The organism is Mesorhizobium sp. W016 (assembly GCF_054719485.1).
In genome coordinates this window covers 5,353,094-5,375,186 of the sequence record NZ_JBTTIF010000002.1, presented here as the reverse complement: position 1 = coordinate 5,375,186, position 22,093 = coordinate 5,353,094, and the positions used below count along the sequence as shown (strand labels likewise).

General features: G+C 59.3%; 16 protein-coding genes. 11 read left to right on the top strand and 5 right to left on the bottom strand.

The features are described 5' to 3' along the window. The first annotated feature begins 140 nt into the window (after window positions 1-140). Window positions 141-866 (top strand): AAA family ATPase, encoded by a 726-nt coding sequence (locus ACYG9V_RS26370; RefSeq protein WP_023670888.1) that lies wholly within the window; start codon window positions 141-143, stop codon window positions 864-866. Between the two features lie 79 nt (window positions 867-945). Here the strand turns inward: ACYG9V_RS26370 and ACYG9V_RS26365 are convergent, their stop codons facing one another. Together ACYG9V_RS26365 and ACYG9V_RS26360 are read right to left on the bottom strand one after the other, a co-directional pair. Next, window positions 946-1,158, bottom strand: a complete 213-nt coding sequence (locus ACYG9V_RS26365) for a DUF768 domain-containing protein (RefSeq protein WP_023670889.1) — start codon at window positions 1,156-1,158, stop codon at window positions 946-948. Window positions 1,159-1,246: 88 nt separating this feature from the next. Beyond that, window positions 1,247-2,725, bottom strand: coding sequence for a M10 family metallopeptidase C-terminal domain-containing protein (locus ACYG9V_RS26360; protein ID WP_023670890.1), 1,479 nt, complete (start codon window positions 2,723-2,725; stop codon window positions 1,247-1,249). 1,002 nt (window positions 2,726-3,727) lie between these two features. On the opposite strand from ACYG9V_RS26360, the gene ACYG9V_RS26355 reads away from it, so the two are divergent. From ACYG9V_RS26355 to ACYG9V_RS26330, 6 genes are all read left to right on the top strand, one after another. Beyond that, a complete protein-coding gene (locus ACYG9V_RS26355; protein ID WP_023834090.1) occupies window positions 3,728-4,954 on the top strand; it encodes a glycosyltransferase family 4 protein in 1,227 nt (408 codons plus the stop codon). Further along, entirely contained in the window at window positions 4,951-6,210 is a 1,260-nt protein-coding gene (locus ACYG9V_RS26350; protein WP_023681031.1) for an O-antigen ligase family protein, read from the top strand. The genes ACYG9V_RS26355 and ACYG9V_RS26350 overlap by 4 nt, the downstream gene beginning before the upstream one ends. Before the next feature lies 1 nt (window position 6,211). After that, a complete protein-coding gene (asnB, locus tag ACYG9V_RS26345; protein ID WP_352765553.1) occupies window positions 6,212-8,209 on the top strand; it encodes an asparagine synthase (glutamine-hydrolyzing) in 1,998 nt (665 codons plus the stop codon). Window position 8,210: 1 nt separating this feature from the next. Next, a complete protein-coding gene (locus ACYG9V_RS26340; RefSeq protein ID WP_023830094.1) occupies window positions 8,211-10,412 on the top strand; it encodes a GumC family protein in 2,202 nt (733 codons plus the stop codon). A gap of 69 nt (window positions 10,413-10,481) precedes the next feature. Beyond that, entirely contained in the window at window positions 10,482-12,650 is a 2,169-nt protein-coding gene (locus ACYG9V_RS26335) for a polysaccharide biosynthesis C-terminal domain-containing protein (RefSeq protein ID WP_352765551.1), read from the top strand. 215 nt (window positions 12,651-12,865) lie between these two features. Beyond that, on the top strand, window positions 12,866-14,071 hold the full coding sequence (locus ACYG9V_RS26330) for an acyltransferase family protein (RefSeq protein ID WP_081731098.1): 1,206 nt from the start codon (window positions 12,866-12,868) through the stop codon (window positions 14,069-14,071). Between the two features lie 49 nt (window positions 14,072-14,120). Here the strand turns inward: ACYG9V_RS26330 and ACYG9V_RS26325 are convergent, their stop codons facing one another. Beyond that, window positions 14,121-15,257: an NAD-dependent epimerase/dehydratase family protein gene (locus ACYG9V_RS26325; RefSeq protein WP_023830092.1), complete on the bottom strand. Its 1,137-nt coding sequence runs from the start codon at window positions 15,255-15,257 to the stop codon at window positions 14,121-14,123. A gap of 165 nt (window positions 15,258-15,422) precedes the next feature. Continuing rightward, a complete protein-coding gene (locus tag ACYG9V_RS26320) occupies window positions 15,423-16,100 on the bottom strand; it encodes a helix-turn-helix transcriptional regulator (protein ID WP_023689781.1) in 678 nt (225 codons plus the stop codon). A gap of 254 nt (window positions 16,101-16,354) precedes the next feature. Here ACYG9V_RS26320 and ACYG9V_RS26315 point away from each other — a divergent pair, with 254 nt between their 5' ends. After that, complete coding sequence (locus ACYG9V_RS26315; RefSeq protein WP_023689782.1) at window positions 16,355-18,073, top strand: sensor histidine kinase; 1,719 nt, start codon at window positions 16,355-16,357, stop codon at window positions 18,071-18,073. 96 nt (window positions 18,074-18,169) lie between these two features. Here ACYG9V_RS26315 and ACYG9V_RS26310 read toward each other — a convergent pair whose 3' ends face one another. Further along, entirely contained in the window at window positions 18,170-18,847 is a 678-nt protein-coding gene (locus ACYG9V_RS26310) for a LuxR C-terminal-related transcriptional regulator (protein WP_023681040.1), read from the bottom strand. A 633-nt stretch (window positions 18,848-19,480) separates the two neighbouring features. Between ACYG9V_RS26310 and ACYG9V_RS26305 the strand changes: the two genes are divergently transcribed. From ACYG9V_RS26305 to ACYG9V_RS26295, 3 genes are read left to right on the top strand one after another with little or no spacing between them, the layout of a single operon-like run. Beyond that, complete coding sequence (locus tag ACYG9V_RS26305) at window positions 19,481-20,209, top strand: nucleotidyltransferase family protein (protein WP_023681041.1); 729 nt, start codon at window positions 19,481-19,483, stop codon at window positions 20,207-20,209. A 49-nt stretch (window positions 20,210-20,258) separates the two neighbouring features. Continuing rightward, a complete protein-coding gene (locus tag ACYG9V_RS26300) occupies window positions 20,259-21,410 on the top strand; it encodes a DegT/DnrJ/EryC1/StrS family aminotransferase (RefSeq protein WP_023681042.1) in 1,152 nt (383 codons plus the stop codon). Then, window positions 21,407-22,081 (top strand): sugar transferase, encoded by a 675-nt coding sequence (locus ACYG9V_RS26295; protein WP_023681043.1) that lies wholly within the window; start codon window positions 21,407-21,409, stop codon window positions 22,079-22,081. Before ACYG9V_RS26300 ends, ACYG9V_RS26295 begins: the two co-directional genes overlap by 4 nt. Window positions 22,082-22,093 lie beyond the last annotated feature (12 nt).

Sequence of the window (22,093 nt, the reverse complement as noted above, 5' to 3'; positions counted from 1 at the left end):
GGCATCTCCGCTAGAATCCGGGCTCGGTGCCCAGATTCACTGACTGGAACAATCATTCAAATGAACGTTGGTGTGATCGGAAATCCGGCTAAGCTTGATCCGTAGGGGAATGACTGCTCGTTTCGGAGACGCTTGAGCATATGATCATCGAGTTGTTTGGGCCGCCTGGCGCGGGTAAAACCACGCTGCTTCGCGGCCTCTGCCAAGGGCTGGCGAGACACGGCATCAATGTGAAGACAGTAAATGGGTATCGCCTGATTGAACCTGGATCGGCTCAGGATGACGCTCCGGAAATCCGCCATGGCATAGGAAGAATTGGCAAAAAGATTGCCACATCCGGTCCTATCTTGCTGTCGACCTTGCCAAAGGACAGTGTCGCGGCCCGGCTTCTGGCATCGATCCCTCTTCGAAGCCGCGTGTGGTCATGGCGAATGAAGGTCGACATCGCCCAACTGTGCCAGTCCTGGCGCCAAGCGCGGGAGTCGCCCGGTTGCTTCATCTTCGAAGAGGGCATGATTCAGGCTTTGTGTGCGCTGGGTGTGCTGGCTAGAACTCCAAGCCTCGACGCGGTCCGCGAGTGCCTGGCGTTCCTGCCGCGGCCGGATCTCGTTGTGCAACTCGACGCGCCCCAGGAAACGTTACGCCGCCGTCTTGTGGATAGGCATGCGCAGCAACCGCTCCTCGAGGTTATGCTGTTCGAACTTGGCGTGGACAAAGGATTAAGGCAGGCCGAAATCTCAAGAGAGGTCGGCGAGTGCCTGCGCCAGGACCGATGGCCGTTGATACAAGTCAATGGTGCTGAACCTCACGACGTGGACGGGGTCGTCGCGCGCGTTCTGGGAGAGCATGTTGGTCATGCTGCCTAGGCTGGCCCATGACCTATGATCCATGACACATTTATGCATTTGGCGCCAAGCCGGGCAGCATCTGCCGCCAAGCGCGCAATCATGTCGAATCGTGCTGATCGAGCACTTCGAGCATGGTCGTCAACATGCTTCCGACTTCCTCAGAGATTTCCTCGGGGCGGATTCCCGCTCTGATGGCATCCGCCGTTGCTTGGTCCGCAAGTTTCGCCGCAAGAGCCGGATCGGCCTTGGTGTAGAGTGGGATCTTATCCTCTACCCATTTCTGCAGGAATTCGATGCCGCGCGCGCTCATACCAAGTACAAGCTCGGCGGGGCTTCTTGGTTCCGTCAGCCATATTCAAGAACGTCAGACCATCTTGCTCAGGCTGACGTTCCCGCGGTCACGTCACGATGAACGAGGACGCCGTCAGAGCCAAGTGTGGCGATAGAGTGGCAAATTGGATCTGATGTGCGCCGCCCGAGCCGTCGCTGTCAAAGGAAAGCGCGCCGGTCGTGCTGTTATAGACGATGTGATCGCCGCTGTCGTGCGCGGCCCTGCCGGCGTAAAACGCCGAAGGGGGAAGGGCGCCTGTATGCAGGCCGGCAAACACGGTGTGGTCGAGTTGGATCTTGTCGTGGCCCACTTTGAAATCGGTGACCTTGTCGATATTGCCGACCTTGAGAGCCGAATCGAAGACAAAGACGTCGTTGCCGCCATGTCCCGTCAGAACGTCTCTCCCGCCACCGCCGTTGATAGTGTTGCTCCCGGAATTGCCATCAATGGTTTGGGCGAATTCGTTTCCCGTGAGCTTGATGGCGGCAGTTCCCAATTTGCTGGTGGTCGCAAGATGCTCGACCTGCGAGCCGGCCGACAGCGCGTAGCTGACCGATGCCAGCACGCTATCGTTGCCGCTGTGCCGCAGTTCCACCACCTTGTCGCCGGCGTTGTTGACATAGTAGGTGTCGTTGTAGCCGCGGCCCATCATCGTGTCCGCGCCAGCGGTGCCGCGAAGCACATCCGCGCTACCCGTGCCGTAGAAAATGTGATCGCCGGTGCTGGTCGGAGGGACACTTGTGGGCGGAGGCACTGTGCTGGTAGGCGGCGGCGTCGGTTCGCTGGCCGAAGGACCGCTTGCGGTGCTCTGGTTGTGTTGAAGGAACAGAGCCTGCAGCGTCGGCGAGCTCTCAAGCGCCGTGTCGCCCTGTTGAGAACCCCAAGCATAGGCATAGTCGAAGGCCGGCGAAGGCGCTACCTTGGCCCAGTGGTCCAACATGGTCTTTTCCTGAGCAACGCTGGGCAGGACATAGCGACCGCCCGTGTCGGTCGTCCAGTCGCCGCCGCCGAAGGTCTGATACACGGGAACGACCTGACTGAGCGGGATGCCCGAGGCGACGGCCGCCGCCACAGTCCTGTCGATCATGTTGTAATCAATCGTGCTTGTTCCGGTCCGTACCGGGTAGGGATCCAAGCCGTAATAGTCGATATGCGTGTTGGCAGGATTGAATGTGTTTGAAAAGTCGGGGTTAGCGGAAGACCCCATGTTCATCATGGTTATGAAGGTCTTGGCGCCGGGCAGGTGGCTGTGGATCCAGTCTGACTCCGCCTTCAGATCAGCGGCGGTGGCATAAGTTCCCCATTTGCCGGTCGGGTCCGGCTCATCGACTAGGAAGAAGCCAAACACTTTCGGATTGCCGATGAAGGGCGTGACCTTCTGGATAAAGGAGGAGGTTGCACCATCGGCTTCATTGAGCCACACCAGGCCTTTCTGGCCGGCCGGCAAGGCGTTGAGCTGGTCCAAGGAAGATACATCAACAAGATTGAATCCGGCTTTCGCGACCTCGGAGGCCGACCCGCCCGAGGCGTAATGGAGTGTTGTCATTGACATACCCTTCGTCCAATTCGGTAGGCGCCCCACACCTGCCTAGGGAAAGGATCCATTAGCGACAAATCAAATACCGGCGCCCCTTGATAGAATCTTTGATCAGCGTCCGAAAAACACAACAGCCTCGATGCTACGCTTGCCTCAGAGGTATGTAGATGATCCAAGTATGGGGTGCTCAAGCCTGCAACGAAAGCATTGCAGCGACGTCTGCCGGAGCGCCTTGTGCGTTTGCAGTGGCGGTAATCGGCCAATGCGCGCTTCGGTTGAGCCACCGCCCAAATGCGCGCTCCCGCAGGATTTCTTCGAGCTCAGACCGCAAAGGAATCGCGTCCTGGCGAAGCCCTCCCATTGCAGCCGCTCAATGCTCCTCGTGAAAAGCCTCGGCGCCAAAATGAGCAAGGCAGTACTCCACAAGGTCATGCGAGGCGCGCGCCGCTGGCAATTGCGGAGAGGCACTGAACTGGATCCCACCGGGTTCAACGGAAAGGCGGGCGTGCCGGTCCGAATGACGGCGAGCATGGCAACGCGGTCGCCCATCCGCGGGAAGAGGCGGCTGGTGGTCCGACCATATCCAGACACCGGGTGAAAGCCTGTTCCAGACGAAGCGCTCGGGAGAACTGGCGGTGCGAGTCATCACACCATCTGGGCGCGATGTTGATCCGGCGTGAGAAGGCGGGCGGAAGTTGCTTTGAACGCGGCGCGCGGACCTTTCGAACACAGCCCTTTTTTATATCCGGCCCGCCGTGTCGTACGCGAAGGTGCCGTCCTTGCACCGTCAGACCGGATGAATCCAACTCACTGACCGAGGTGACAGCGATTGTGGCTGCATTGCCGCATCGTTGATCAGCTTGCTTCATGCAAACAGACGAGGACAGCACGAAAGCCTGCTCCTAGCGTGGGACTGGCTGTTGTGTGTTCAGGGGCGATGAAACCGGCCATGGAAACCGCGGATAGGGTCAGCTGTTTTAAGCGATTGGTATCGCATCCAGGAGCGACAGGATGAGTCCGCATCTGGTTTGCGTTGGAGGCGAGGATCATAGACTAAGAATCCCGTTTCTTTTGGCGCTTCGCGAAAGGGGTTTTCAAGTCACTGCCGTTTCGAGTGATCTCGGAGCCGCCTTCTCACCCCACGGCATTGCCCATCGCCGATTTGGGTTCGACCGCTTTGGCAGCGGCGGTGCAGAATGGGGTGCTGTCAGCGCGATCCGTGAACTGATGTCCGAACTGCGTCCGGACATCATTCAAAGTTTCGACACCAAGCCCAATATCCTAACTCCACTGGCGGTGCGCGGGCACGTTCCCGTCGTTCGCACCATCAACGGGCTTGGTTGGACATTCTCGTCGCGGGAGCCGCGGGCCCTGGCATTGCGTCCTTTCTTTTGCGGCCTTCAGGGGGTGGCGTCTCGTTGGACAGCCATGACCGTCTTCCAGAATAGTGATGATCAGGCCTTCTTCGAGCGCTATCGGCTGGTGGCTCGCGGCAAAGGGCGACTGATCCGGAGTTCTGGCATCGACCCCGATGCATTCTCGATGGCAAGGTATCGTGGTCCTTCGGCTGCCACGATGCGCGAGGAACTTGGCCTACAATCGGCCCAGGTCATAATATTTGTCGGTCGGCTCACGCGGCAGAAGGGGATTCCAACCCTCATCGAGGCGGTTCCTCGCGTTATCCGCGAGAGGCCCAACGCGCGTTTCGTACTTGTCGGCCCGCAAGACTCCGAAGGTCCGTTTGCCGTCAGCAGAGCCGATATCGAGCGCCATGTTCCCCACGTTGTCGCATTGGGGCCAAGGCGCGACATTCCAGCCCTCCTTGGCATGGCGGATATCTTTGCGTTTCCGACGCAATATCGCGAGGGAATTCCGCGTGTCCTGCTGGAGGCGGGATTGTCCGGATTGCCGATCGTCGCCTCGAATATGCCGGGCTGCAACGATGTGGTTGAGGATGGCTGGAACGGCTATCTCGTGGCGCCGCGCGATGCGGATGGCCTGGCCTCCCGGATAGTCGATCTTCTTTCCGACCCCGCCCGTGGCAAGACGATGGGCAGCCGTTCCGTCGGATTCGTGCGGGAGCGGTTCTCGCTGTCGTGGGTGATCGACCAGTATTGCGACCTGTACAAGACAATCCTGGGTGGCAGATATCGCAGCAGGCTTGTTCAAGCTGCGCAGGCGAATCCGAGGGAAGAGGCGGTGCCGAGCCCCCATCGACTGGGCGAGGCGCGGCAATGATGCGTGATGCGCTTCTGGCCTTCGGCGTCGCGATGTCCTACGCGGCGCAACTCAGCATCCCAGGGCTGCCCTTCGGCTACAGCGAACTATGCCTCACGCTCTGGATAATGCTGTCGATGACGCGAATCCTTGCTGGCGGCCAACTGGAGGTTACGCCGGCCCTGGCCAAGCTTGGGCTTTTCTGGCTGATCCTGGCGCTTGCCATGGGCGTGGGTTACATCATCGGTTTTCTGACAACCACGTTGTTCCTGGATCCGTTGTTGCACGACACGCTGGCCTATGTGCTGTTGGCGTGCGTCACCTGTCTGGCCGCTGCGGAGCCCAACGCGTCTTTCCGTTTGCGTCGTATCGCCTGGTGGATGGTTGCTATCGCGAATGCGGGCTTCATCATTCAGGTAGGGCTTGGCTTCGGCTGGCTCCATCAGGCTGGGGTCGAGCCCTGGTACTGGGACCGCTTCTGCGGATGGTCCGACAATCCGAACCAGCTTGCGCTCTACTGCGCCCTGCTCGGTCCACTGGCCTTGCATCTTGCCACAACCACCAGCAATAAATGGGGAAGATGCCTTGCCCTATGCAGCCTCATATTCACCGTTTACGTCGGAAGGCTGACAAAAAGCGATACCTACCTTTATACCACGGTCCTGGCTTGTCTGATCCTTCTCGGGCTGCGGGTCCGGGCCTGGCTGACGAGCGACGGCAATAAGGCGAGCCTTTCAAGGCAGCTTGCCGTCTTGATGGCCGTTGGCTTCCTGCCGCTGGCCCTGTCTATAGCGCCCTATGCCCTCAGCGAGGCCTCCAGCGCCGAAGACTTCGCCAAGAGCCTGACCAAAGACAAGGGCGGGGAAGCGACTGCCCAAACCGCGGCGCTTCGCCTCTACCTCTGGAATGCAGCCTTGGAGAAGGGGGCACGATCGGGATCGCTTGGACTGGGTCCGGGCCCGCACCTAGATAGTCCGCCCGTGGTCAATCAACAGTTTTTGCCGCGGCCCTTCGAGGCGCACAGCACCATCCTGGATCTCTACACTCAGGGCGGCCTGATTTCGGTTCTAGCCCTGATGTGGATCTTCGGCTCGGCTGCGTTGTCCGCCTGGCGGGCGAAGCTGGACGCTCTGGTGGCGCTCGTGGCATCGATCGCCGTTTTCAGTGCTCCGCATTTGGTCATCCGCCATCCGATCGTGTGGTTCTGTCTGACCCTCTGCCTTGCCGCTGGGACGCCGGAAGCGATCCCTGCGATTGTTCGCCAGAGGAGATGCTAGAATGTGTGGGATCGCCGGAATTTTGTTGGCGCCCGATGCAGCCAACGCAAGTGCGCTCAGGGCCATCGGACCGATGGCGACGGCGCTTCGTCATCGCGGACCTGACGGTGAGGCCTTCTGGGTGAGCCGTGAAGGGGGGGTAGCCTTCGGCCACCGGCGACTGGCCATCGTCGACCTGTCCGAAGCGGGTCGCCAGCCAATGCTCTCCGCGAGCGGTCGGTATGTCATCACCTTCAATGGCGAGATATACAATTTTCGCGATCTGCGCCGTGAACTGGAAGGGGCGGGCCATCATTTCCGCGGCGCCAGCGACACGGAGGTCATGCTGTGCGCGATCGAAAGCTGGGGCCTTGATGCAGCCCTCGCGCGCTTCGCTGGCATGTTTGCTTTTGGGCTGTGGGACCTGAAGAACCGAACGCTTCAGCTTGCCCGCGACCGAATGGGGAAGAAGCCACTTTATATCGCCCTGACACGTGATGCGCTCGTCTTCGCCTCGGAGTTGAAGGCGATCACTCGCTTCCCAGGCTTCACCCCGGAACTCGATGTCGATGCGGCGACGACAATGATTTCCAAAGGCTGGGTGCCGGATGACCGTTGCATTTGGCAAGGCGTGTTCAAGCTGCCGCCTGGATCAGTCCTGTCGGTCACTGCGGCGCAATTCGCCAACGCCCGAGGCACCGGTTCGCTTGCGCATCGCATTCACCCTTGGTGGTCGCTGGCCGATGTCGCCTGCAAGGGACAGCGCGATCCGATAGCTGCCAGCGACGAGGACCTCGCAACCGAGCTCGACAGCCTGCTCCGCCTGGCCGTCAAGGAACGAATGATTGCAGATGTGCCGCTGGGCGCCTTTCTGTCGGGCGGGATCGACAGCTCGACTGTCGTCGCCCTGATGCAGGCACAGTCCCGAAACCCCGTTCGGACGTTCACCATAGCGTTCGGGGAAGGTGGGTTTGATGAAGCTCCCCATGCGGCCGCGGTTGCTCGGCATCTGGGCACCGATCATACGGAACTTCATCTCTCGCCGGCTGCCGCGCTTGAGGTCATTCCGGAGCTGCCCCGGATTTGGGACGAGCCGTTTGCCGATGAATCGCAGATACCGACGCTGCTGGTGTCGCGCCTCGCGCGGCAACACGTAACCGTGGCGCTTTCAGGCGATGGCGGCGACGAGTGCTTCGCAGGCTATTCTCGACACTTCCTGGCAACCCGCCTCACAAAGCAGCATGAGCTGCCATTGTCATTTCGCCGGCTGTTGGCATCGGGGGCTGGGTTGCTGGCCCAAGCCTCTCAGAAAGATATCTTCGGCAATCTGCCGCTTTCGGCGAATATGCGGCATGGCTTGCGCGGTGACCGCCTGGCTCGCCTTGCCCGCCTGCTCGCGGCGCGAGATGAGGACGAACTCTTTCTGCAACTGACAAAATCTTCAGCCAACGACCTTGTTCATCGCAAGCCGTCGACAGCACCTACCGACACCACAAAGCTCGACGGCCTGCTCTCGCGTCTCCTATTCGCCGACATGACAGGCTATCTACCGGGCGACATTTTGGTGAAGCTCGATCGAGCCACCATGGCCAACAGCCTCGAGGGGCGATGCCCGATCCTGGACCATCGCGTCGTTGAATTCGCCTGGCGCTTGCCAGCCCGCGCCAAAGTCCGAAACGGGAAGGGCAAATGGTTGCTTCGCCGACTGCTTGATCGTTATGTACCACGCCGACTGGTCGACCGGCCCAAGCAAGGTTTCGACGTTCCGGTCGGGACTTGGTTGAAAGGGCCCTTGCGCGGCTGGGCAACCGATATCATTGCCACGATCGGCCGCTCCGGGGACGGGGTCATCGACCGTGAGAAGGTCGACGCATGCTGGCGCAATCATCTGCATGGAAGCCAAGATAATTTCCGCGACCTGTGGCCGGTGCTCATGTTTCAGGCGTGGCGCAACGAAGCCATGCGGCCATCGACGGTCGCCACGCACCCTTCTTACCATATCGAACTGACAGGGGATTGAGATGGAAGGTTCCATAGCCAACCGCGCCCGGCGTCCGCGCGCCAAGCAGATGGAAGTTGGGACACTTGAAACCAATCTGCGCTTGATGCGGCCGCCACGCGAGCCAACGCAATCGTCACCCTTCCACCAGCTCGTCATCATCCTGACGACGCGAAAATGGTTCTTGCTTGCCATGGCCCTTCTGGGCGGCATCCTGGCCGGACTGGCAGGCTTCACCCGCCCGGTGCTGTTCGAGGCAACGACCCAGGTCATTATCGATGCCCCGAGCAGCAGTGCTTCGGGCGGCGTGGCATCCGCCCAGGACTCGCTGGAATCGAACATCGATGATCATCTGACGATGCTCTCCTCGCAAGGCCACCTGCGTCGGGTCCTGGCAGCACTCCGCAAAGCCCAACCAGTCGACGGTAACGGAAAGACCGTCGTCAATGCCGTCCCGCCCGCGGCTGGCTCGTTCCTCATCGATCTCCTGAGCAGGGCCTGGAGACAGGATAACACGGTGGCGGAAAATCCGGACGCAGCGGACGCGCCCGAACTGAAGGCGCTACGCAACGGAATGAGGGTCGGACAAGAGCTGCGATCACGCGTCATCACCATCGGCTTCACCGATCCAAGTCCGGCGCGTGCGGCACTTGTCGCGAACACGTTTGCCCAAGTCTACATTCAAGATCTGGTACAAAAAAGCCGGGCATCGGATCAGGTTAATCTGGATTCGATAGTCGCCAGCCTTCCGCAAGTACAAAGGGATCTTGTCGAAGCGACAGATCGGCTGGAGACATACCGGCTCACGCATGGCGCCGTCGATCAGACTGCGGCCAACAACGCAGCCAGTGAGACAGCGGAACTCGGCCGGCAGATATTCCTATCGAAAGCCAGTCTTTCCGCGTCGGAAGCGCGCCTTCGCCGTATTGAGGACCTGCGCAAGGCGGGCGCCCCGGTCACGGCCATCGCTGAAGAAATCGGGTCGCCCGTGTTGACGGACCTGGTGACACGCCAGTCGGGTGCCGCCGCCGACGGCGATCTGCGCAACGCGATCGCCCGCGAAATGGAGCAAAGCGTTGCCCGAATCGCTGCCGAGGCAAATGTCTACCGGTCCCAGGCTACGGCTCTTGAAAGTCGCAAGGCGATGCTCGACGCGGCCGTGGCCGACACGGCGAGCCAACTTTCGGGGCTGCGTTCCCTTGAGCCTAGGGTAGCCATCGTGACGCAGCATTACAACGAACTCCTGAGCCGGCAGCAGGATCTGATACGTCGCATCGCCGCTCCTTCGCCAGGCGTAGCGGTCCTTTCGACCGCCTGGCCGCCGTCGACCCCCGTGACATTGTCGCCGATTTTCCTGATTCCCCCCGGCATGGTCGTCTTTGGTCTCATGGGGGCGGTCATTGTCCTGGTCCGCAACGGTTTCAACCAAACCTTGCGCAGTGAAGCCGAAGCCGAGGCCGAGCTTGGGGTCCCGTGCGTAGGACTGCTTCCCAGGGTTGCGGGACTTAATGCCAGAAAGCTGCGGCATCTGGTTCTGAGCCAGCAGAACTTGCCGTTCAGCCGCGCCGTGACTTCGCTGCTCGTCACTGCGGCGCCAACTCAGGGGAAGGGGCAGCCGCCGCATATCATTCTCGTGACGTCCAGCATCCAGGACGATGCCAAGACCGAGTTGGCATGGAGCCTGGCGCTGGCGGCAACGCGGCTGGGAGGAAGAGTGCTTTTCCTCGATCTCGATCGCAAGGATGTACGGCTCACGAACGGGTTTCGTGGTGAATTCAGCACCGACAAGGCCCGGAACTCCTTCGGCGACTATGTGAATGAACGTTGCGTGCTGAAGGATGCAATTACGAGGATGCCGGAAATCGGTATCGACCTCATGGCCGCTCCAGCACCTTCCGATGATCTCCTGACGCTTCTGTCCACCGTCGACAAATGCCAGTTCACCGAGGAGCTGCGTTCGGCCTACGACGTGGTCATCATGAACGGTCCCCTGGGCCTCGGGGGGCCTGAAACCAGGCTGCTTAAGCGCTGGGCCGATTCGGTGCTTTTTGCCGTTCGCTGGGCAAGGACGAGGCGCAGCATTGCCCGTGGTGCTCTGGATGCAATAGGAGCCGGCGGATCCGCCACCGTTCCAGTAGGGAGTGTGCTCACCCGGGTGAACCTGAAGAGGCTAGCCGGCTCCAGGCTCGGAGACAACGCCGATCTTCTGTTGGAGAGGGTTTGAAGATGCGTGTGCGATCTTCAACAGAAGCTCCAGGGAGCGATCGAGCCCCTAAATCGAGCCAGCTACACGATGATCATTGAATTTTTCGGACCTCCAGGATCCGGCAAAACAACCTTCGCACATGCGCTTGCGCAGCAGCTGCGCGGGAAAGGCTATCACGCCAAGGTCGCTCTCAGCTACAAGCCAAGCACCAGGGCCGCCAAATATGATCTCGGAATCTTTCTGTTCATATCACGGATCGTATCGGCGATGTTTTCAACAGCCAGAATACTGCTTTTTTCGGCAGGGCGAGCCGATGATATTTCCAATTCCTTTGCAATAGTGAGGATGATACCGCCAAAAAACCGAATATGGCGCGCGCGAATCTGGCGATACATCCTGCACCTTTCGCGTTGCTGGAAGTCTGCGGAGCAATCGCCCGAAATTATAATTTTCGATCAAGGATATGTTCAAGCGATTGGTTCGCTTGCGATGTTTAATGGGAGCACCAACCCCAGAGCGCTGGAAAAGGCGCTCAGCCTCGCACCGGCGGCCGATCTCACCGTCAGGCTCTTGGTGCCAGCTGCGGTCGTGGAAAGTCGCCTTCGTCGGCGGATGGAGCTTGAGCCGCCGGCGGAACGGATTTTCGAGGCCGACTTGAGCGTTAACATGCGCTCATTCGCCGTTTTTGAAGCGATGCATGACCTCCTGACAACATCTGGCCGGGAAATCATCTCCGTCGAAAACACCGATGGTCCATCGACCTTTAAAAGTATTTGTCGGATTGAGAGACAAATACTTTCTGCATTGTCGCGCTTCGATAGGTCGGTCGGCGAAAAGCAAATTGAGTTGACGGCTCATCGCGCAGATGTAACTGGTTCAGCAACCGCACCGCCGCGCAACAAGGACATGGGCTCGCGGCTGGCTTGGGCAAGCATATTCGCCTTGTTGATCTATATTGGTGGCGCTGGTTTGACCAGTCTTGCACAGTTGGCAATTGCACGCCTTATCGGACCTCACAACTACGGTATCTATTCCTACGTTCAGGCTTGGACGTCAGTGCTCGCCTATCTGGCAACGCTTGGCTTTAATGTATCATTGTTGCGTTTCCTCCCGGCCTATAGGGCCAGTGGCAGGCTTGATCTAGCCCGCGGGGTGATAAGATTTGCGCTGCAGAGATCGCTGATAGCGGCAACCTTGTTCGGGATGATCGGCGCTGCGTCCGTCCTGTTCCTTTCAGATCCAACGGAAAGAGGGCTTGAGACAAGCATCGTGCTCGGCATGATGGCTGTGCCCTTGGTTACGGCCTATGCTCTCGGAGCCACGCTCGTGCGTGCTTTCGGCGGCGTTGTCTCGGCGTTGTTGCCGGAGCGCATCATGCGAGACGGACTCCTGCTCGTGTTGGTAGCGCTCCTGGCATTGTCGGGATTTCGAACAGTGGATGCGCCCTCGGTGACGATGGCGGTGCTTGTGAGTTCCGCTTTCACAGCGGCGCTGGTGTTCATCATCGCGAGGAGGTTTGAACCACCCGACCTGGGACACGCCAAGCCAAGTTATGCCTCGAGGGAATGGTGGCTTGCCGTCCCCCCGCTCATGCTCATCACCGGGCTCGATGTTTTCGTCAGTCGGGCAGGAGTCCTGGTTTTGGGCTGGACAAGCCATATTGCTGAAGCGGGTATTTTCGCGCTGGCCTTGAATGTCGCGATGCTCGTGGGCCTGTCCCGTATCGCCGTGGCAACCATGTTTTCGCCAACAGCAGCCGATCTCTACGTCAGAGGCGATCGCAGAGGCCTACAACAGCTGTTCGCGCGCGCAACCCTGCTTTCTGCTGGCGGTGCCATCCTGGTGGCCGTCCCGATGATGGTGATCGTCGAGCCGTTCTTGAGCTATTTCGGTGAGGGTTATAGCGCGGGAGCGCCGATCGCACGGGTTCTGATTTTGGGATATGTCTTTGTCGCGCTGTGCGGGCCCCAACAGAATCTCCTGACCATGACTGGAAATGAATGGGCTGCGGCAACGACGATGATAGCGGGTGCTGTGGCCAATATAATTGCCTGTGCAGCCGGAGTTGCGGTGTACGGCCTGCTTGGCGCTGCGGTGGGTGTGGCACTTGCACTGAGCATCTGGAGCATTGCCATGGCCGTCTATATCCGCAAGCGACTGAAAATCATGCCAGGCTTGGTTTTTGCCTTGCTGTCGATCAGGCCGAGCGCGGTCGATGCCCGTCAATGGCATTGGTTCTTGAGGGCGAGCAAATGAGAGCACTGTTTTGGCTACGGTGATTGCCGTCGTTCGGGCAGGAAGTCACGAAGCCCGGATCGCACAAAGGCCATAGGGCTGCACAGACGCTTCGGCGTATCTCTGTTCCGGACACCCGCGCGGGCAGCCGATACTTCGCGGGCTGTGTCCGTCATTTGAAGGATGCATCAGTTTCGGAGGCGCCCCAGGGTGTGCTCACAATCTGCGGAGCATCCATGGAACAAGCCCGAATGGCGAGCGCCTCGGCGCCTGCAGTGCGCCGTCGCTCGGAGAGATCGACGCCTGTCGAGCGCAGCCAACGCGAAACCCTCACCCAAGTTCAGGTCCTGCGCGCCCTCGCGGCTAGTTCGGTCGCGCTGCGACACGCCCAGCATGATGCGGCCACCCTGGAATTACAGGCCGGCCGCACCTTTCAGAGCTGGAATCCGATACCATGGAGCGCTGGAGTCGATATTTTCTTCGTGATTTCCGGCCTTATCATGGTGCATACGTCGCGACAGCTGTTCGCAAAGCCCGGGGGCGCGCGTCTCTTCATTTCCCGCCGGATCGCGCGAATTGTCCCGCTATATTGGGCGCTCACCTCGCTCTACATTGCGGTAGCGGTGGCCGCCCCAAATCTTCTCAACCAGAGCTACGTCGATTTCAGGTTTGTAGTCGAATCCTACTTATTCGTTCCGGCCAGTCGCCCTGACGGCGTCGTTCAGCCGGTCTACGAGTTGGGTTGGACGCTCAATTATGAGATGCTGTTTTACGTGCTGTTCACGGCGACGATCGTGCTGCCCATGCGGTGGGCAGTTACGGTCCTGCTCACGATCCTGGTTGGGATGGTGCTCTTGGGCGCTCTTGCGGCTCCTTTGCCAGAGCCTTGGGGTTTCTGGACCAATCCGATCATCCTCGAATTCGCTTTCGGCGCGATGATCGGGGTCATGTGCGCCTCGGGCCTGCGGCCTTCCGGCCCAATCAGGGCCTGTGTCGCCGCAACGGGACTGGGTGCCCTGATGCTTGCGGCGGCGTTTCCTGATATCTCGGCCGGCTTTGGTCGCTCTGTTGTGTATGGCATTCCGGCGTCTCTAATTGTTTGGAGTGCTGCCTTGGCACCCCCGGGTAAACTGAGGCATGACAGCCTGGCGGCGAGGTGGGCCGCTGGCGTTGGCGATGCGTCATACGCTCTTTACCTCATGCATCCATTCGTGATCCGCGCCATGCGCATATTGTTCTGGCGTACAGGCTTGATCTTTGTGCTCGGCCCGTGGGCCTTCATCGGTTCCGCCTTGGCGATCACCCTGGGCGTGGCATTTATCATCCACCGTCTGTTCGAGAAGCCGCTCACCCGCTATGCGCGGCGCCTTTTGGGGGTCGGGCACGGCACAGGACGGCAGCTTGGGTCCCTTCCATTGCCGGCGTATCCCAAGACAGATTGAAGGCGAGCCGCGACCCTGCCACACCAAGGAAATGCCGCTGTTGTGCTCACTATGCCGTTGCCGTAAGGCCGGTTGGTCGCACCTGTCCGACGGGGCATGCATGGAATTCCCGATACCATTCCACGAAACGTTGCACGCCGTCCTCCAGTGTTGTCGCCGGTGCGAAGCCAACGGCGCGGCGGAGGTCCCTGACATCGGCGCGGGTTTCCAGGACGTCACCTTGTGGTAAAGGTACGTTGACGCGAAGGGCGCGGCGGCCAAGGGCCGTCTCGATGAGCGCGATCAGATGGTTGATTTCTTCAGGCCGATCATTGCCGATATTGTAGAGCCGATACGGCGCCGAGCTGGTGGCAGGATCGGCAGCGCGACCGTCCCAATCGGGATCCTGACACGGTGGTTTGGCGAGCACGCGAACAACCCCCTCTACGATGTCGTCGATATAGGTGAAATCCCGCCATACGCGCCCGGCATTGGCGATTTCGATCGTTCGGCCCTCGGCGATGGCATGGGTGAAAGTATAGACAGCCATGTCGGGCCTGCCCCAGGGACCATAGACGGTGAAGAAGCGCAGTCCGGTTGCGGGCAAGCCGAACAGATGGCTGTAGGAATGCGCCATGCACTCGTTGGCGGCCTTGGTGGCGGCGTAGAAGCTCACCGGATGATTGGCACCATGATGCTCGGAAAAGGGTATGCGTCGATTGGCACCATATACGGAGCTCGACGAGGCATAAACGAGATGGCTGACGCCGGCGTGTCGGCAGCCCTCCAGAACGTTGAGAAACGCGACTATGTTTGACTCCACATAGGCATGCGGGTCCACGAGCGAATGACGTACCCCGGCCTGGGCGGCCAGATGCACGAAGTGCGATGGCTGGAATTCGCAGAACAGCGCTTTCACCAGCGACCGGTCCGCCAGGTCGAAGCGCATCGGCGTGAACCTCGGCTCGGCGCAGAGCCGTGTAAATCGCGCCTCCTTCAGCTTCAGGTCGTAGTAAGGCGTGAAGTTGTCGACGCCGATGACCTCGGCGCCGAGCCGCAAAAGGCGTGACGCAACATGAAATCCGATGAACCCAGCGGCGCCCGTGACGATGATCGGCCCCGTGTGCGTAAGGTTCGACGCAGCACCATCCTGCAGCGCGTGAACGATATCCGCCAGCTTGTTGACCTTCGAATCTGCCTCGGCCATGGCAAGTCACTCCCGTTTCCAGGTTCCGCGTTCCGCGCTATCTCGGCAGCGCCTGAACGATCGGAAATGGCGCCGCCGGCCTTGTGATCTACGCGACAGCGCGCTCAATGCGGGCCGCCGCTGTCTGAATCAAAATCAAAGCGGATGCAGACAGCAGTCGATTTCTCATGGCAAAACCGAAATGCGCCCCAAAAGAGCCACTAGTTCCGCCTGACGCCTCGTGTCGGTCTTGGCGAACAGCGAGGCGAGCTGAGAGCGAATAGTCGTGCGACTGAGATGCCAGCTACGGGCGATCTCCAGGGGCGCGTCGCCATGGGCGAGGCGTAGCGCCAACTGCGTTTCCGCGCTGGTCAAACCGAACATCCTTTGCAACGTGCGAGGGTTGGCCGCCGATTTGTTATCCCGGTCCAGCAATGCGACGACGGTTGTCCCGTCCGGTGTAACGACGCCCGTCTCGTTCATGGTCACCGGCCTGTCGCCTCTGCTGTGGATCACTACCCATGAGAGTGAGCCCGGCTGGAGGTGGACCGGAACATTCGCGACCAGCCGCCTCAACCCGGCAGCAAGCTCGACGGCTGTATCAGTTGCTTCGCCCTGGCGTGCGAGGGTGTCCCGAGCGGCAGCGTTCCATTCTATTACTTTCTTGTCTCGGTCCAGGACGAGATAGCCGCAACCCATACGATCAAGCATGCCGGTGATGGATTCCAGGCTGCGTCGTCGAGATCCGCCGACCCTTGCGTCCGGTCGGTCCACAAGGCTTATCGGCCTTTCGTGGCGGGTATCGTTCAATACAATGTATTGCCTGCCTGCAAGCGCATCGTTTCGCGTTTCAATCAGTGTCATCGCTTCCACCCAACCCATTGCTACTGACGCAAATCAAATCTGATGAAGTTGCTGCTTCAACTTGAATTTCCACATACTGCGAGAAATCTGCGAATGGTTTTTCCGCAGCGTCTCTTGGATATATCTTTCTGAAGAGCGCTCCTGACACCATGATTTTATTCGCCGGCAAAGTCATGGCAATCGGGCATTGGGATTAGGTGCCACCCCTTCGGCCTAGTCTCGACGGACTAGACCGAAAGTTGTAGTCTTTGCGCATGGGTTCGGACCTGCGCTGGCTCAAATCGAATGTGTCGAGCACTACGTGGGCTCATCTAGCTTCGCTTTTGGTGTTTGCAGCATCGATAGCATTCGAGGCGATAAGTACGGTATATGGCGGCCAGCCGTTGCCGCTTGTTGCGTTTATCCCCATAACCGTTGTCATCGTGTATCTTGAGGGCCGTTTTGTTGCCATCGCAGCAACGCTTCTGATGGCGGTCGCCGGCTTGTGGATGCGACACCTGTTGGACGGTCACCTCACTGGTCGAGACTGGACCGGGGCCGTCTTCCTTCTGGGTTCGGGTAGCCTGATCGCAACCGTGTTCCACCGCCTGCGACAAGATCTGCACGGCGCGCTCAGGGTGGCAGAAGCGAGGCTCGCTGCCATCGATGCTGCCGCCTTGGGCTTTGCTAATACCAATCGCCATGGCGAACTGCTGCAGTCGAACAGACGGCTTTTGGAGATGACCGGCTACGCGCACAAGGAACTTGCCCAACTGGAGCTGGAGGAACTCATTTTCCCCGACGATCGAGGTACTGTGCGGAAGCTTTTGCAAGATTTGGGCAATGGGACCGCGTCGGCGACGGATATCCGCGTTTTGCGCAAGGATGGCACGGCATTTTGGGCTCACCTGGCCCTGTCTTCGTCGCGGCCGGACGAGGCGCCAAATGAGAGCGTATTCGTGGTGGTTGACGATATTTCCGAGCGACAAGCGGCACGCGAGGCCCTTCGGGCTCAGAAGGAATGGCTCGATCTCGCCGTATCTGCCGGGCGCCTGGGCACATGGCAAATAGACATTGAGGATGGGACAGTCGCCGGCTCCGGCAAGTTCTGGGACATCCTTGGTCTGCCTCCGGCCCCAGTCCGCCGCTTGGAAGAACTCTCGGCCGTAATCCATCCCGTCGACTGGCCGAAGTTGTCCGCCTCGGCAAAGCCTTCATCGGCATTGAACTTTGACGTCGAGATTCGCGTCCGGCAAGTGGATGGTCACACACGCTGGATTGCATTGCGTGGACGGCAGGAAGAGCACGGCGACCGCAAAATGCGCATCGGGGTGGCGGCGGATCTGACCGAACGTCGACAAACAACTTTGCTTCGCGCCGCCGTAAAGAGACGCGAGCGCATAATGCGCGAAGAGCGCCATCGGTTCAGCAATGTGTTTCCAGTGATTAGAGCTCTGGTCAACATGATCGATACTCCCGACAATGATGTTGCCAAATACAAGGAGATGTTGATCGATTGGATTCGAACACTGGAGGCGACCCATCGCATCCTTTCTCGTCATGCCAACCTGTCAGGGATGCTCCATGAACTCGTGGACCGGGAATTGCAGCCCTTCAAGGAGACACGCGACATTACGATCAGTGGACCTTCCCTCACTGTGCCAAGCGGCGCCGCCGAGGGCTTGGCGATGATCCTTCACGAGTTGACGACAAACTCGGTGAAACATGGTGCGCTGGGTGACCCGAATGGCAAGGTCGAAGTTAAGTGGCGATTTGCATCCGAGGACGAAGGCGACGACCTCGTGTTCGATTGGGTGGAATCGGGCCGACGGAAGAGTTCAAAAGTCGTACGCCGCGGGTTCGGGTCACTGATAATCGGTGTGGACAGCACGCCGCTTGTCGGGCATTCCCCGAATATGGAAATAACCGAAGATGGCCTTCGATATTCGCTGCGTGTATCGCGCAAAGAAATTGAGGAATTTGGACTGCAATAGAGCCCCTCCAAGTCGAAGCCGACCAATTACCCGATGGTGTGGGCCCTTTGCTGCGATTTCCTGCAAGCAAACTCGGGCCGGTTCGAGGGGCATGCGTCAACTCGCCTGTCTCGTAAGCCAGCTTTGGAGCAACACAGCTGCTTCGGTACGGTTTCTAACCCCAAGCTCACGCAGCACGGCTGCGGCATGGATTTTCGTTGTCGCCTCGGCAATGTCCAGATTGCGGGCAATCTCCTTATTCGAGTACCCCTCTGCCATCAGCTTGAGGACGTCCTTCTGTCTAGACGTCAGCCTAGCGACGTCGCCCGAGCCCTCGTGCCGGCGGCTGGCATTTTGAACCGGAGGTGGGGGGGCATGCGATCTCTGGTCGGCAGACGTTCGAGATAGGAGAGATGGCACATAGATCCGGCCAGCGAGGATTTCGTTTACAGCCAGCACGACTTCTTCGTCGCTCTGCGATTTGACGATATACCCGTGAAGTCCGATCGAAAGCGCGGTCAGTATCTCCGAGCGGGAATCATCCCCGGAAACGATCGCAAAGCGAGTGTCAGGATAGGCAGCCATAAAGTCGCTGAGCACTTCCTGATGGAACAGCCCAGGCATGTTCAGATCGAGGATCGCAAGATCGATGGACGCCTGCTCCTCTAAAAGATTGACCGCGGCATCGAAACACGAAGCTTCGAATATTTCGGCGCTTGGAATTCCAGCCATGAGTGCCAGCCGGAGACCACGCCGATATAAGCCGTGATCGTCGGCAATGACGATCCGAGCCATGCAACTACCCCAACGCGTTACTCGGTTCCCGACGAGAAAACCCGCTGGAACCTCCCATTCGCCTATGATCGACAATCCGTGGTGGTCCTAAAATGGCGGCCATCCACTGGTCAACGCATCACAGTGATGTCCGCAGCGTCCCATCCACGCACATCCAGAACGTCTAATATAATACTAAATTGCGAAGCTCATCCATAGATTTTTAACCCTGGCGTGCGGTGCCTGTCCGCAAAACGATGCCGGTTTCCCATCTCTGGGTCCAAGCCAGCTGTTCAGGACCATCGTAATCATGTGGCATCTGTTATGTCGCCACCCGCTGTCGCCGGACCTGTAGGCCGGTCCGGCCCTGGCGGATCGCAGCTTTCTTGAAAGCAACTGCTTTCGTTTTATCGGCGTCATGATCAGTGCCCAATCGCGCTTCTGTAGGCTGTTGATCTCGTGGCCATCTAATACCTTGAACGTTTTGAATCCCTACCATTCGAATGCACGACGACAGCCGCCCCGGCTGTCACATACCTTTTCGCATATGATGTTCGGATTGCCGCCGAGGTTTGGCCGGATTTGAGGGGGTGCCCTGGCCGGACAATGGAACACCGATCCCGAACAAAGCCAACTGCAGATCAGGAGGATCGAATGAAAGCGGTGATTCAATGTGGTGGGATGGGTACGCGCCTTCGACCGTTTACATCGGTCCTGCCGAAACCATTAATGCCGATAGGGGCCCGGCCTGTTCTTGAGTTGCTTTTGAAGTGGCTGCGGCGCAACGGCATTGAAGAGGTATATATTACGACAGGGTATCTAGGACATTTGATCCGTAGCGTCTGCGGCGACGGATCGCAATGGAACTTGAAGATCAAATATACCCAGGAAATGGAGCCACTCGGCACCGTCGGACCTCTCTCTCTGATTAGGGATGAACTGAACGAAACATTTGTCGTTCTGAACGGCGATGTCCTCACAGATCTAAGCCTGAGCCGGTTTGTAGCCGCGCACCGCTTGCATAGGGATCCCGTTACGATTGCCACGGCGTGCCGTCATATCAAGATGGACTTCGGGGTCATCGACGAGATCGACAATACCGTCCAGCTCTTCCGGGAAAAGCCGACGCTTTCCCATCTCGTCAGCATGGGGATTTACTGCATGAACCCAGATGTCCTGCGGTTCATTCCGTCCGGGATCCCATTTGGGTTCGATGACCTGATGCTGCAGATGATGCAGGGCGGCACGACCGTGCATGTTTACAAGCATGACGGTCTTTGGCTCGACATCGGTCGTGTCGATGACTTCCAGAATGCACAGGCAATTGCCTGGGAAGATCAGTCGTCCTCAATCGAGGTCGCGGCTGCCGCTGCAGCCGCATGAAAGTCTGATGCAGAGGTCTAGCCACTAACAAGGCTTTCAGGAGGTCAAAATGCTCTTGGTGAGCGCCCCGATCCTAGGCGTGCCAGAGAAGGCAGCCCTGTCGCAGGTGATTGATAGCGGCTGGCTTACGATGGGGGACAGGGTACGAGAGTTCGAACAGGCCTTTGCCGGCATGCATGGCGCGCGAGATTGCGTTGCGGTTGGTTCCTGCACCGCAGCGCTCCATCTTCTCCTCCATGCTTTGGGCATCGGCCCTGGCGACGAAGTACTGGTTCCTTCGCTGACGTTCGTGGCGACGGCGAATGCGGTGCTGTATGTAGGGGCGACGCCGGTCTTCGTCGATATCGAGTCCGTCGACGTGCCGTTGATCTCGGTTGCGGAAGCCGAAGCGCGGTGCACGACGCGCACGAAAGCGGTCATTCTCGTTCACTTCGCCGGGTATCTCCCCGATCGGGAACAATGGCAGCGGTTCGCCCGGCTTCGCGGGCTGCATATCATCGAGGACGCTGCGCACGCGCCCGGGCTTAGGGAAGTCGGGACATTCGGCGCCGCGGCCGCGTTCAGCTTCTATGGCAACAAGAACATGACAACGGCCGAAGGGGGCGCCGTGATCGCACGTGACCCCGATCTGCTCGACAGGGTTCGCTTGGCCCGCGGGCACGGAATGACCACGGGGACGCATCAGCGGCTGAACAGTCGTACGCCGCAATATGATGTCACGATGCTCGGGTTCAACTACCGAATGGACGAGATGCGAGCGGCAATAGGGCTGGTTCAGTTGCAGAACCTGCAAGAGTGGAACGAAATCAGGCGTATCATAGCTGTCTTGTACCGACGCCTGATCGCGGACCGTTGCCCAGCCATTGTCATTCCATTTAGCGAACCCCGGACGTCGGCTTACCACATCATGCCGATCGTCCTGCCGCGCTACGCGAGCCGGCAGGATGTCATCGACGAGCTGCGGACACAGGGCATACAGACCACCATCCACTACCCGCCGGTGCACCAAATGACGTTCTACCGCGAGCGCTTTCCCGGCGTGAGTTTGCCCCGAACAGAGGATTTCGCTGAGCGAGAGCTCACAATTCCGCTGCACCCCCAGATCACTTCCGCCGCCGCCGAATCAGTCGTGGCTGCCCTGGCAGCCGCGCTCAAAACAGGCGCGCTCAAAGCAGGCGCCCAAAGAGGAACTGCTGCATGAATGCGTTAGACCCTGCCTTTCACCGGATGTTCGTTCCAAATCCTGATCACGGCTTTGCGAGACGCGCAATCGATCTTGCGGTGGCGGGCATCGCTACCGTCGCATTGGCGCCATTGATGCTGCTGATCGCCGGAGCGCTTCTGCTCGAGGGCGGTGGCTCGATCTTGTTCGCTCAGACCCGCATCGGGGCCGGCGGCCGAACCTTCCGCATGTACAAATTTCGCAAATTCGGTGTGAACTGCGGCTCTCAAGGCCTTGCGCTGACGGTCGTGGGCGATACACGCATGACCACCGTTGGCCGCTTTCTCGCAGCGACGAAGCTGGACGAACTACCGCAGCTGTGGAATGTCCTCAAAGGCGAAATGGCGATCGTCGGCCCACGGCCCGAGAGCCTGGCTTTCGCCGATTGTTTCCGGGGCGAGCTTAGGGCCGTGCTGCAATACAAGCCAGGCCTGCTGGGACCAGCCCAGGTCGTTTTTCGGCACGAAGCGCATTACTTCCCCCAATCCGTAGATCCGATCGTGTTCTACCGGGAAGTCATGTTCCCCGCCAAGGCAACACTGGACCTCTCATATTATCCGCGACGCACCATCGTCTCCGACCTCGCGTGGATGGTGCGGGGAGTGCTGGCAGTGGTCGGTTGGGTTCCGGTACCGCCGATCGACGTTTGAATATCCAAGGGA

Bases quoted from the DNA above. Each gene is read 5' to 3' on its own strand.
- ACYG9V_RS26325 (WP_023830092.1), bottom strand. From the start codon at position 15,257: ATGGCCGAGGCAGATTCGAAGGTCAACAAGCTGGCGGATATCGTTCAC.
- ACYG9V_RS26295 (WP_023681043.1), top strand. From the start codon at position 21,407: ATGAATGCGTTAGACCCTGCCTTTCACCGGATGTTCGTTCCAAATCCT.
- ACYG9V_RS26335 (WP_352765551.1), top strand. From the start codon at position 10,482: ATGATCATTGAATTTTTCGGACCTCCAGGATCCGGCAAAACAACCTTC.
- ACYG9V_RS26300 (WP_023681042.1), top strand. From the start codon at position 20,259: ATGCTCTTGGTGAGCGCCCCGATCCTAGGCGTGCCAGAGAAGGCAGCC.
- ACYG9V_RS26320 (WP_023689781.1), bottom strand. From the start codon at position 16,100: ATGACACTGATTGAAACGCGAAACGATGCGCTTGCAGGCAGGCAATAC.
- asnB (WP_352765553.1), top strand. From the start codon at position 6,212: ATGTGTGGGATCGCCGGAATTTTGTTGGCGCCCGATGCAGCCAACGCA.
- ACYG9V_RS26355 (WP_023834090.1), top strand. From the start codon at position 3,728: ATGAGTCCGCATCTGGTTTGCGTTGGAGGCGAGGATCATAGACTAAGA.
- ACYG9V_RS26365 (WP_023670889.1), bottom strand. From the start codon at position 1,158: ATGAGCGCGCGCGGCATCGAATTCCTGCAGAAATGGGTAGAGGATAAG.
- ACYG9V_RS26360 (WP_023670890.1), bottom strand. From the start codon at position 2,725: ATGACAACACTCCATTACGCCTCGGGCGGGTCGGCCTCCGAGGTCGCG.
- ACYG9V_RS26305 (WP_023681041.1), top strand. From the start codon at position 19,481: ATGAAAGCGGTGATTCAATGTGGTGGGATGGGTACGCGCCTTCGACCG.
- ACYG9V_RS26330 (WP_081731098.1), top strand. From the start codon at position 12,866: ATGGAACAAGCCCGAATGGCGAGCGCCTCGGCGCCTGCAGTGCGCCGT.
- ACYG9V_RS26350 (WP_023681031.1), top strand. From the start codon at position 4,951: ATGATGCGTGATGCGCTTCTGGCCTTCGGCGTCGCGATGTCCTACGCG.
- ACYG9V_RS26340 (WP_023830094.1), top strand. From the start codon at position 8,211: ATGGAAGGTTCCATAGCCAACCGCGCCCGGCGTCCGCGCGCCAAGCAG.
- ACYG9V_RS26315 (WP_023689782.1), top strand. From the start codon at position 16,355: ATGGGTTCGGACCTGCGCTGGCTCAAATCGAATGTGTCGAGCACTACG.
- ACYG9V_RS26310 (WP_023681040.1), bottom strand. From the start codon at position 18,847: ATGGCTCGGATCGTCATTGCCGACGATCACGGCTTATATCGGCGTGGT.
- ACYG9V_RS26370 (WP_023670888.1), top strand. From the start codon at position 141: ATGATCATCGAGTTGTTTGGGCCGCCTGGCGCGGGTAAAACCACGCTG.